Source organism: Pseudomonas sp. HK3, from assembly GCF_052920985.1.
Genome location: NZ_JBREXD010000001.1, coordinates 338,748 through 350,431, shown reverse-complemented (window position 1 = coordinate 350,431; position 11,684 = coordinate 338,748). Strand labels below are relative to the sequence as shown.

At 43.6% G+C, this 11,684-nt stretch carries 11 protein-coding genes and 1 pseudogene; 5 read left to right on the top strand and 7 right to left on the bottom strand.

The features are described from left to right. Positions 1-24: 24 nt before the first annotated feature. Positions 25-1,284 carry a hypothetical protein gene (locus ACU6U9_RS01555; protein WP_446733327.1) on the bottom strand — a complete coding sequence of 420 codons (1,260 nt, stop codon included), beginning with the start codon at positions 1,282-1,284 and terminating at the stop codon, positions 25-27. 204 nt (positions 1,285-1,488) lie between these two features. After that, on the bottom strand, positions 1,489-2,763 hold the full coding sequence (locus tag ACU6U9_RS01550; RefSeq protein ID WP_446733326.1) for a CinA family nicotinamide mononucleotide deamidase-related protein: 1,275 nt from the start codon (positions 2,761-2,763) through the stop codon (positions 1,489-1,491). Between the two features lie 45 nt (positions 2,764-2,808). On the opposite strand from ACU6U9_RS01550, the gene recJ reads away from it, so the two are divergent. Then, the gene (recJ, locus tag ACU6U9_RS01545; RefSeq protein ID WP_446733325.1) at positions 2,809-4,563 is read left to right on the top strand and encodes a single-stranded-DNA-specific exonuclease RecJ; all 1,755 of its coding nucleotides are present in this window, start codon (positions 2,809-2,811) and stop codon (positions 4,561-4,563) included. A gap of 287 nt (positions 4,564-4,850) precedes the next feature. On the opposite strand, the gene ACU6U9_RS01540 is transcribed toward recJ, so the two are convergent. From ACU6U9_RS01540 to ACU6U9_RS01530, 3 genes are all read right to left on the bottom strand, one after another. Then, positions 4,851-5,735, bottom strand: coding sequence for an alpha/beta hydrolase family protein (locus ACU6U9_RS01540; RefSeq protein ID WP_446733324.1), 885 nt, complete (start codon positions 5,733-5,735; stop codon positions 4,851-4,853). Positions 5,736-5,764: 29 nt separating this feature from the next. Beyond that, complete coding sequence (locus ACU6U9_RS01535) at positions 5,765-6,178, bottom strand: MarR family winged helix-turn-helix transcriptional regulator (RefSeq protein WP_446733323.1); 414 nt, start codon at positions 6,176-6,178, stop codon at positions 5,765-5,767. Between the two features lie 150 nt (positions 6,179-6,328). Further along, on the bottom strand, positions 6,329-6,967 hold the full coding sequence (locus tag ACU6U9_RS01530; protein ID WP_446733322.1) for an NAD(P)-dependent oxidoreductase: 639 nt from the start codon (positions 6,965-6,967) through the stop codon (positions 6,329-6,331). A gap of 125 nt (positions 6,968-7,092) precedes the next feature. On the opposite strand from ACU6U9_RS01530, the gene ACU6U9_RS01525 reads away from it, so the two are divergent. The 4 genes from ACU6U9_RS01525 (at position 7,093) to ACU6U9_RS01510 (ending at position 9,174) form a co-directional block, all read left to right on the top strand. Next, positions 7,093-7,473, top strand: a complete 381-nt coding sequence (locus tag ACU6U9_RS01525; RefSeq protein ID WP_446733321.1) for a LysR family transcriptional regulator — start codon at positions 7,093-7,095, stop codon at positions 7,471-7,473. Further along, positions 7,464-8,000: a substrate binding domain-containing protein gene (locus ACU6U9_RS01520; RefSeq protein ID WP_446733320.1), complete on the top strand. Its 537-nt coding sequence runs from the start codon at positions 7,464-7,466 to the stop codon at positions 7,998-8,000. The genes ACU6U9_RS01525 and ACU6U9_RS01520 overlap by 10 nt, the downstream gene beginning before the upstream one ends. A gap of 85 nt (positions 8,001-8,085) precedes the next feature. Continuing rightward, positions 8,086-8,661 carry an elongation factor P-like protein EfpL gene (gene efpL, locus ACU6U9_RS01515; RefSeq protein ID WP_446733319.1) on the top strand — a complete coding sequence of 192 codons (576 nt, stop codon included), beginning with the start codon at positions 8,086-8,088 and terminating at the stop codon, positions 8,659-8,661. A 93-nt stretch (positions 8,662-8,754) separates the two neighbouring features. Then, entirely contained in the window at positions 8,755-9,174 is a 420-nt protein-coding gene (locus ACU6U9_RS01510) for a GFA family protein (protein WP_446733318.1), read from the top strand. A gap of 76 nt (positions 9,175-9,250) precedes the next feature. Here ACU6U9_RS01510 and ACU6U9_RS01505 read toward each other — a convergent pair. Next, a pseudogene (locus ACU6U9_RS01505) lies at positions 9,251-10,397 on the bottom strand (acyl-CoA dehydrogenase family protein). 177 nt (positions 10,398-10,574) lie between these two features. Continuing rightward, positions 10,575-11,606 (bottom strand): AraC family transcriptional regulator, encoded by a 1,032-nt coding sequence (locus tag ACU6U9_RS01500; protein WP_446733317.1) that lies wholly within the window; start codon positions 11,604-11,606, stop codon positions 10,575-10,577. Positions 11,607-11,684: the final 78 nt, after the last annotated feature.

The following is an 11,684-nucleotide window of genomic DNA, read 5'->3' as shown; positions in this document are numbered from 1 at the left end:
AAAGATGCTGCGCCTTATTATTTTCTAATTAGTTATTTTTTTAATATTAATTGGAACTATAATTTCTAACCTGTGAGTATTGATTGTATCAATATCTCCAGTTGAAACACTCATAATTAAATTCGCACTGTTAATTTCATTATTTGTTTTATTAAAAAAACCAGGAACAGCTGGTAGTTTTGATATGTCTAATAATTTTGCTGTCATTTTATTGTTAGACGTAGTGGCATTCAATGCAGGCCAAATGGTGAAACCGTCATATTGTTGAGTGACGTAGCAATACCATGGCTTATTATTAAATACTGGAATGCTAGGTATCTCAACTTCAACGCCTTGATTCACATAACTTACTTTCATTGATTGGAATGTTGTTGATAATGCTTCTAACGGGTTGGTATCAGATGGTTCTTTACCTAAAAAACGATAGCTCATGCCCTGTATTGTATTTGAGAGATAATATTTAGGCTTCCATACTTCAAGGTATAAACTTGACTCGACTCTTAATGATTCCGGTATTCTGAGGTATAAATTTTTGTTTACATCGTGGTTTGTTCTAATACATACATCTTTAACTAATTCGCAATAGTTCCTGATGTAATTGAAATCTGATGGCTCAAAGGGGTTTGTATCGGCAACTGTAATTTCAGAATTTTCAGAATAAAAGTCTAAAGTGATGGTCTCACCATCATTAAAATCAAAAGACTCACTGCGATATACATAAAACTGTTCATTAATCTTATGGTAGCCAACAGCTATGAGCGAATGTTCAATATCGTCAGTTTCCACTGGGATAGTCAATATATTTTCTTCTTTATTAAATCGAACATAATCGTAGTCAGAAATTCTGGCATCAATAATAACTATACCGTCATGGGTTTGTTCACTAACCAGTGTTGCTGTTTTAGTTTCAGGTAGAATATATCCTTCTTTAGAGTAGCATTCTTTAATCAATTCATTTTTTGAATTTGTATATAGGTGAAGATATTGAATTAACCATAATCCTAGGTGGCCAGAAGAATATGACCTAAATTCGTTTTCTTCGCACAACTCTATTATATTTAAAGTATCTGACTCACTTAAACTATCTAATTTAATCTTGTTATTTGCATGCACCCATTCTTGATCATTTAGTTTGACCGCATGATAACCATTTTCTGAAACAAAAGTGATGGAGGTACCGTTTGGGTCAGTACCTTCTAATGTGACGGTTGAATCGTCATCAGTATTAAATGGATTACAAGCGGCTAATAGAAAAAGTGTGATAACTGTAAATAGGCGTAGCATTTGATAATCCTTGAATAAAATGCCGTTAAAAAACGAATGTAAAAGAGTGCGCATTTTATACAGGTTCGCGCTTGTTGAATCAAATTTAAATAGACCTTTTATAAATGAATATCACAGTAGAGCGGAATGTAATATTTTGAAATGGTCCCCGGATCTGCTCGTTACTCGCGTCCGGGGTGACGGTGGTATTCGTTCTTCGTGGAATTAGGCTTTTGGAAAATAATTAGGACGCTCCTCTATGTTCAATAACTCCCGACGAATCAAATCCAATCCCGCACTGGCCACATAGTCTTGAAAACGCTCGCGCGAAAACGGGAAGAATAGTTTCACGGTTTTAATGTCTGAGTTGTTCCCCCAGGCTAGCCAAACTGTACCAACCGGTTTGTCATCGGTACCGCCACCAGGGCCAGCGATGCCGCTGACGGCTACGGCCCAATCACTGCCACTTTTGTTAAGCGCCCCTTTTGCCATTTCTATCACGACTTCTTCTGATACCGCGCCGTATTGATTTAACGTGGTTTCGTTAACGCCTACCATGGTGGTTTTCATTTCATTGGAATACGTAACAAAGCCTGCACCAAATACGGCGGATGAGCCTGCTACGGATGTAATCTTTGACGCAATCAAACCACCGGTGCAAGATTCTACTGTGGTGATGGTTTGTTGTTTATCTGTCAATAATTGCACGAAATTTTCAGGTAATTGAATATCACCTTCACCTATCACATGACCATCTAAAACCTGTTTGATTCGTTGAAATAATCTATCTAATTTTGTTTCCGCTTGTTTTGAATGGGCGGTGAGTTTTACTTCAACTTGTGGATAAGCCGCGCGAAAGCCTAAATCAATATCGTTTGGCCAGTCTGGAATATGTTTACGCAGTTTTAATTGCAGTGATGACTCGCCAATACCAAATACTTGTAAGCGTTTGGTGGTATGAGGTTCAATGTTATTAAAACGGCTTTGTAACATGGGCAAAATGCTATGAGCCATCATGGCGTTTAGTTCGCTAGGCACACCCGGAGTAAAAAACATTAAGCAGTTATTGTGCTCACAGTAAAAACCAGGGGCACTGCCGTTGGTGTTTTCTAAAATACCCACGTCTTTCGGTAAAATGCCTTGTTTTTTATTGGCGTCGTTCATGGGGTAATTGAGTTTTTTACACCATGCTTCAATTTGTGCGATGGCGATAGAGTGTTCGCAAAGTGGTGCGCTGATTACCTCTGCGAGGGCTTCGGCGGTTTTGTCATCTTCGGTGGGGCCAAGGCCACCGTTTACGATAAGGACATTTGCTTGGTTGCTTAATGACGTCATTTCCTCGATTAAGTCTTCAAGTAGGTCACCTACGGTGACTTTTTTACGAGGGCGTAAGCCGAGTGTGGCAAGCTGATCGGCGATCATGGCGCTGTTGCTGTCGATGATGTCGCCGCTCATGATTTCGTCGCCGGTGAGCAGTAGATGAATATTCGCTTGTGTCATAATCTTTGCTTTCTCGTAATAGCGCGACTGCGTACAATTGTCGCCATGAATATAGAAATTATACGTCGTGAATCCGATACCAGTCTGCCCTTATTAGAGCGAATTTTCCATTCTCGTGGCTTAAATGAGGCGAACACACAGTTCTCGTTAAAAACCCTATTGGATATTCAGGCATTAAAAGGGCTGGCTGATGCTTGTGACTTATTAGTCAGTGCCATTGATAAACAGCAAAAAATCTTAATATTAGGTGACTTTGATGTTGACGGTGCCACCAGTACGGCACTGGCGGTGGATGCGCTACGTCAAATGGGCGCACACAATGTGCACTACCTTGTGCCTAATCGGTTTGAGTTTGGTTACGGCTTATCGGTTGAGATCGTAGATTACGCCCATCAACATTTTTCCCCCGATTTAATTGTCACGGTAGACAACGGCATTTCTAGTTTTGATGGCGTGAATCGAGCGCAATCACTGGGCATGAAAGTATTAGTGACGGATCACCATTTAGCGGCAAGCAATGATGAAAACGACTTGCCCAATGCCAATGCGATTGTGAACCCAAACCAGCCCGGTTGTGAATTTACATCTAAATCGGCCTGCGGGTGTGCAGTGATTTTTTATGTGATGTGTGCGCTGCGTACCGCGCTTGTAAAGCAGGGCCGTGATTCAAACACTTTACCGAATATGGCGCAGTATTTAGATTTAGTCGCATTGGCCACAGTGGCTGATGTCGTGCCGTTGGATGAAAATAATCGAATATTAGTTGAGCAAGGGTTACGTCGTATTCGATCTGGTTTTGCTCGTCCGGGTATTCAAGCGTTGTTGACAGTGTCAAAAAAGAATCCGCCACAATTGACCAGTAAAGACTTTGGTTTTGCATTAGGCCCACGCTTAAATGCGGCTGGGCGTATGGATGACATGAGTGTGGGGATTGAATGTTTATTGGCGCAAGATTTAGATCGAGCATTAATGATTGCCCAATCATTAGATGACTTAAACCAAGACCGTAAATTGGTCGAAGGGCAAATGCAGCAAGAGGCACTTAAGCATTTAGAGCAACTAAGCGTGCAGGCCGATGGCAATGTCAGTGTGTGTTTGTATCAAGCGCAATGGCATCAAGGGGTGATTGGTTTACTGGCCTCGCGTATTAAAGAAAAACTATACCGCCCTGTGATTGCATTTGCTCCTGCACAAGATGGGTTAAGCGACGCTGAAATGGCGAATGGAGAATTTGAACTAAAAGGCAGTGGCCGTTCGATCCCTGGTTTTCATTTACGCGATGCGTTGGATTTAGTGGCTAAAAAAATTCCCCATGTGTTAAGTAAGTTTGGTGGCCATGCTATGGCGGCGGGTTTATCGATTAAGCAAAAACATTTAGCAGAATTTGAAGCGGCATTTGAACAAGTATCAAAAACCTTGTTAACCCCTGAGTTATTAGTCAACCAAGTGGTGACAGACGGTGCGCCTGCGGCGCAAGATTTTAGTATTAATCTAGCGCGCCAGTTGCGTTTTATGGCCCCTTGGGGGCAAAACTTTCCTGAGCCATTATTTGATGAAACCTTTACGGTGATCAATCATCGCTTATTAGGCGCGGATAAAAACCATTTAAAGTTAACGCTGCAAGTGCCTAATAGCCATTTGGCGGTGGATGCGATTTTATTTGGCATCGAACGTCATGGTATTACGCCTGCCATGGTGGTGAATATGCAGCGAGCACATATTGTATTTGAAATGGATGTGAATGAATTTCGCGGGCAAGAAAATGTACAGTTGATTGTGCGCCACTTAGCAGCGGTTTAACTTAATTGTACGAGGGTGCCCCGCGCCCGACAATCATAAGGTCGGGCGCGGGGCACCCTCGTACAGAGATTCGTAATCGTTTTTTGTGAATGTGGGAGTTGATTGTTTAGTTTAAGGCTATTTGGTTGGTCGGGCGCGGGGCACCCTCGTACAGGTCTTTAAAAAGTAGGTCGGGCATTGCCCGACACAACTTGTTGCTAGATTCATCTGTTACTTAATATAAAATCAACTTTGCAACTTTGCAACTTTGCAACTTTGCAACTTTGCAACTTTGCAACTTTGCTACGTTAGCGCTTTAACAACGGCAAAATTTGCCCAGCCCAAATAGAATCTTTGAATTTCTCACGGAACCAACCTAAATGGCCCACAAACGTTTCGCCTAATTCTTCTGGGGTGACACGTATCATTGTCATGTTCGAGCCGCGATAAAAACTGTGCAGTGAATCAATACTTTCTTTCGACATCATTTCGTCATCGCTGAATGAAAGCGAGGTGATTGGCACCGTAACGCTATCAAATCGCGCTTGCATTGCTTTGCCTTCTGCGCCGACCGCATAACCTTTGTTTAGTGACCAGCGTCGCCATTGCCACATAACACGCCCGGGTAAATTACCAACGATGTTTAACTTTTTACCAGGAAAGTACCCAAGCAAAGATACAAAGATAGGTGTTAAAAAATACCATACTAACCAAACTACACGTTTTGTTGGTGGTGAGTTGTCAAGCCAGTAACCGCTGCCGCTTGCCACGGTAACGATGTTACGGACTTGGTTAATGTCTGACGTCATGCCTAATAACTGGCCGCCTACGCTGTGGCCAACCCATTGTACGGGCACATTATTAAAATGAGTTTTGGCATATTGAATAACCGCATTGCAGTCTTGTTCGCCCCATTCGAGTATGTCGGTATCACAATGTTTAACGTGGGTTTTTATTGATTGGCCATAACCAAAATAATCAAATGTAATGACGTCATGGCCGTTAGTATTTAAAAATTTTGCAAACTTTTCGTAGCAGTGTTGGGCGACGCCCATGGCGCCTGCAATAATCACCACAGAAGTCGCATTGTTTGCTTTAAAGATTCGCGCGCCAATTTTGCGCCCGTTTTGCGTTTGAATAAAAATGTCTTGCACGTCTGTTGGGGCTGTTTTTTTGATAGCTGGGATATTCATTGTGTGTATCCTCGTTTATTAATAGCTGACTAAAACACAGTCAATAAATGGTTTAAAAACCTTACGATCACTTTGATTTCGTCATCACTAAAATCCGCTGCAATGGCGCTGTTGAGCTGTTTAATGAGTGGCAATGCGAGCTGAACTTTTTCGTGACCTAAAGGGGTTAAATACATGCGGGATGCGCGGCCATCGTGCTCGCAAGGTTTGCGTAGCAATAAGCCGTTTTTCTCCATACGACTGGCTAATCCGGTTAATGCTGAGTTATTCAGGTTTAAGGTGTTTGCAATGTCTTTAAGCAGGCAACCTTCATCTTCCCTGATCAATAACAAGGCACCTAATTGGGTAATGCTAATGCCCAAGTGGCTATCGGTGTTTTGATCGGCGTATTTGTATATACGTTGATGCGCGAGGTTTAACAGATAAAAAAGACGTTGATTCATGGTTTTGCCAAATTACTACACATGTGAATCAAATATAGTTCATATATGTAATAGTTTGCAAGGGTATTTTGGATATAAAAAAAGCTAACCAAATTGGCTAGCCTTTAAAGCACTTAAAAGCACGTTAATAACGTGTTGTCATGTGATGGTTTAATACGCGACGCCGATGCGTTGTTGCGAATGCTGGCCTGACTCCAGTTCGTCAATCATGGCTTTGGCGTAATCCGCAACCGAAATACGGCTACGGCCTTCGTTATCCATGATGAGTTGGTCACCACCAACGCGATATTGGCCAATGGCGTCACCAGGGAATATCTCAGCGGCAGGGCTGATAAATGTCCAGTTTACTGGGCTATTGGATGCTTTAAATACACCTAAGGCTTCTCCTTGTGCGGTGGCTTCACCTTTATATTCGGCTGGGAATTCTGGCGTGTTAATCAAGCTAACACCCGGTGCGACTTCTAATGAGCCTGCGCCACCCACCCAAAGTAAGCGATTTACCCCCGTGTTAGGCAATTGGTTTAGCAGCTTTTCAGCCACGCGTTTAACCATATCGTGGTTACCTTGTGCTCGGCCACCAATGGATGAAATAACGGCATCAGCGCCGTTTACCGCAGCCGCTAAATCAGCTTGGTCGTCGAGTATGTCGAGCTTGTAAACATTGAACCCAGCACCGTCTAGCTTGCTAGGGTCACGCACCAGTGCCACAACCTCGTGGCCACGGGATTTTGCTTCGTTTGCGATGGTGTTACCGATCCAGCCTGATGCACCTAAGATGGCTACTTTCATGGTTTTACTCCTGTTTTTAGTATGTCTAAATGACGATAAAGCTAGATTAGTAGTTAACTAAGTCGAGATAAATATTCAAAATTGATATAAATTATGTCTATCTAGCATGCTAATGGGTATGAGTAATGGATCGACTAACCGCGATGCGCACATTTGTAGAGGTGGCCAAAGCCGCTAGCTTTACCCAAGCAGCCGATAGCCTTAATTTGAGCCGCTTACAGGTCTCGCGTCATGTACAAGAAATAGAGTCGTGGTTACAGCAGCGTTTGCTGCATCGCACTACCCGTAAGGTGAGTTTGACCGCGGTGGGAGAGGACGCTTTATTGCAGTGTGAGCAAATACTGCATCAAACTGGCGAGCTAGAGCTACATGCTTTGCACCAGTCGCAACAACTTTCAGGCACCATTCGCATCACCGCGCCCACAGGTTTGGCACAAGGTTTATTGTTGGATGTCATTGAGAGGGGTTCACCGAGCGTCATCCGCAAGTGCACATTGTGGTGTTAGCCAGTGACAGTAAATCCCGTTTAGTGGACGAGCGTATCGACATTGCGTTGCGTTACACGAATCAGCCAGATGAAAACCTCATTGCACGTAAGCTGATCCGTCTTGATTCTGTTATTTGTGCATCGCCTGTTTATCTTCAGCAATATGGCGTGCCTGAGACTCCCAATGATTTGACCAATCATAATTGCTTTACCCATTTGCAATTTAACCAGTGGCACATGATTAAAGACAGCGAACATTTTAGTGTGCAGGTAAAGGGGAGTGTGAGCGCAAATGAGCTGGGCACGTTATGTCGCTTGGCGGTTAGGGGTAAAGGGATTGTCATGCTGCCGTGCGACCTTGCAAACCCGCTGATTGAGTCAGGCCAATTACATGTTTTACTAACCGATTACATATTGCCTTCAACCAGCTTGTGGGCGGTCTATTTATCGCGCAATTACCAGTTACCAGCCATACGCCAGTTTATTAATTACATTGCTGAGCAATGGTCGCAAGATATAACAGCACCGACCATTTCACCTTGTTAAAGCGCTGCTATCAGATTGTGTTATCCATTAGCGGCGCATTTGATTATAATATCCACCGAATTTTTCTATCTTAGAGTGATCAAAGATGCCTAAAGCCAGTGACATTAAAAAGAATACTGCTGTCGATTATAACGATGGCGCCTACATTGTAAGAGACATCGAGCGCTCTGTACCACAAGGCCGTGCGGGCGGCAGTTTGTATCGTATGCGCATGTATAACGTGGTTACTGGTCAAAAAATTGATGAGACATTCAAAGACTCTGACATGCTAAACCTAGCTGACTTAGTTCGTCGCGCATCAACATTTTCGTACGCTGACGGTGACGAATATGTGTTCATGGACAGCGAAGATTTCACCATGTACAGCTTAAACAAAGATGCCATTGAAGATGAGTTATTGTTTATTAGCGAAGACACAAAAGGCGTGCAAGTTATCATCGTAGACGACACGCCCGTTGCGCTCGAAATGCCATCAAGTGTTGAGCTTGAAATTATTGAAACAGATCCATCATTAAAAGGCGGTTCAGCCACGGCCCGTACTAAACCCGCTAAGTTATCCACTGGTTTGATGGTACAAGTACCAGAGCACATCTCTAATGGTGATCGTATTAAGATTAATGTTGAAGACCGTAAGTTCATGGGACGCGCTGAAGCTAAATAATAATTGAATCTTTACGCTCATCCCAAGAAGGCGCATCATTGATGCGCCTTTTTTGTTTTTTTAGTACTAACGCTAAGTGTGAGGGATAGATTAATGGACGACATAACATATCCAATAACGGGAGCTTGCCAATGTGGTGGCGTTACCTATGAACTGCACGAGCCGCCTGCATTAGTTGCCGCGTGTCACTGTAAAGAATGCCAAAAGCTTTCAACCAGTGCATTTAGTATTACGGCCATGGTCGACGCCAGTACCGTAACGTTTAAAGGCGAGATGAAAGACTGGTCGCGTAAAGCGGATAGCGGCAATACAAGTGCCGCTAAATTTTGCCCCACTTGCGGTAATCGGCTTTATCACTATAACCCGCAAGAGCCAAACAAGTTAAAACTAAAACCGAGCACGCTATCGGATACGCGCATCATTAAACCAACGGTGCATATTTGGGTCAGTGAAAAACAAGATTGGTTTGACATACCGCAAGGTGTTAAAACCTTTGCGAAACAAATTTCGTAATTGATAAAAAATAAGCATAAAAAAACCGCGATTCATTTTTAATGGTCGCGGTTTTTTCATAACGTAAAAAGAAGCGTTAGCCTAGCTCAGCCCGTGCCACGATCTCTTTCATAATTTCATTGGTACCTGCGTAGATTTTTTGCACTCGACTATCAGCCCAAGCACGGCAAATTGGGTATTCGGTCATGTAACCATAACCACCGTGTAACTGTAGGCATTCGTCCATGACTTTAAACTGCAAGTCGGTGGTGATTTGCTTTAACCCCGCGGCTGTTGGGATATCCAGTTTTTTATCTAAGTGAAGCTCAAGGCAGCGGTCGGTATACACGCGCAATGCATTGGTTTCGGTAATGAGTTCTGCCATTTTAAAACGTGTGTTTTGAAATTTACAAATAGGCTTACCAAAGGCTTTACGCTCTTTAATGTAATCTTTGGTCCACTCAAGCGCGGCCTCACAAGCGGCAACAGCCGTAAGCGCAACCAGTAAACGTTCTTGTGGTAGCTCTTGCATTAAGGCCATAAAACCAGTGCCTTCGCGTGCGCCTAATAAGTTTTCAACCGGGACTTTTACATCACTGAAAAAAAGCTCACTGGTGTCTTGTGCTTTCATGCCCGCTTTTTCTAGGTTACTGCCTTTTTCAAATCCTGGCATACCGGCTTCGACCAAAAATAAACTGATGCCTGCTGCGCCTTTCGTCGGGTCGGTTTTGGCAACCACAATCACAAGGTCAGCCATTTGGCCGTTAGTGATAAAGGGTTTTGCTGCCGTTTAAAACATAGTGGTCGCCCTTTTTAATAGCGGTGGTTTTAATGCCCTGTAAGTCTGAGCCTGCACCGGGTTCGGTCATGGCGATGGCGCCAATGCTTTCACCACTGATTAACTGAGGGATGTATTTTTGCTTTTGCTCTTGTGTGCCCCAGTTTTCAATATAAGGCATGACGATATCACTGTGCAGTGGCCAACCAATGCCAGAACAACCAGAGCGAGAAATTTCTTCCATGACCACGGTGCTGTAACGAAAGTCACAGCCTAAACCGCCGTATTCAACAGGCGCAGTCGGGCATAGAAAGCCCATCTCGCCGCCTTTTGTCCATAGTTCACGGCTGACTTGTCCGTCTTTTTCCCATTGAGCGTGAAACGGTATCGCTTCTTTTTCGAGAAATTTACGAACACTGTCGCGGAAGCCTTCTAGGTCACTGTCGAATAAAGTACGTGGAATCATGGCAAACCTCTGTATGAAATAGTTATTATCAGTTGGTGCGTGATTTCACTATGGCAGCGCAAGGCTTAGCCCTCAATGATCAAAAACACCATATGCATTGGCGCAATTGCTGAAGGTAATGATCAAGCGCACATTACTAGAGGAGTCGTGGTTTTGTGCGCATAATTTGAGGTGTGGCTAAGCAGGCGTACTGCTAGATGCGTCTTGGGTTTCACCCGCACGGTAATCACCTGGGGTGACTCCCGTCCATTTTTTAAACGCGCGGTGAAAGGTGCTTGGTTCGGTAAAGCCCACTTTAAGTGCAATGTCGTTAATGCTGTATTTACTTTCACTTAAATGGCAAATGGCCAAGTCGCGGCGCACTTGATCTTTTATGGCCTGAAACGAGGTGTTTTCGTCTTTTAAGCGCCGACGTAAGGTTTGTGTACTGGTGTTGAGTTGAAACGCCACAGACTCAAAATCAGGCATTTCACTTTCAGTGTTTACTTCTAAAATTCGGCGAATTTGAGCATTGATGCTGGCGGTATTATTGGGTTTTACCAAGAACACATAGGGGGCTTCTTGCATCAACTCAGGCAGGTCTTGGCGTGAGCGAATAATGGGTAAATCCAAATCACTTTGGTTGAAACGAATCAAGGTTCGAGGCTGGTTGAATCTGTGTTCGCCATAAAAAAACAGCTGATACTCATCTGCGTGGTTTGGCCTTGAATACGCAAATTCGGCCACTTTTATAGGAATGCGTTTACCCGTTAACCAACAGGATAAGCGGTGCCACAACACCAATTGAAACTCGGTTAAGTAGTGTGATTTATTCAAGCAATCATGGTGCTGATTAATCACTAGTGCCCCGCCCGTGTCGGTTTGCTCAAACTGGGTGTGCAGGGCCATATCAAATAATTTGTAATAGCGAGAGCCCATTTCTAAGGCTTCGCCTAATGTTGAACAAGGCATTATAAGCTGGCACAAGGTTTCGAAACTGCCCGGTTGGCTGGGCTTACAGTCTTGTCCTAGGAACTCATCATCTAGCAGGGTGACCAGAATGCGCAGCAGTTTGGCCATTGTTTCTGGGTAAACTCGCGCTTTAGGTTCATGCAATATCTCGCGACCAATTCCGGCCTTTTGAAGAATCGCTTGCGCATCATGACCTTGAGCTAACGCACCCGCAAGGGCCGCTCGAACGTAATGACTGGCAATGGTAGAGGTTTTCATAGAAAAAGATGAACCCAAATTCACAATGGCTCATCCTGACAAAGTAAGGACGTTTGTGCAACAAATTAGAAGCATTTC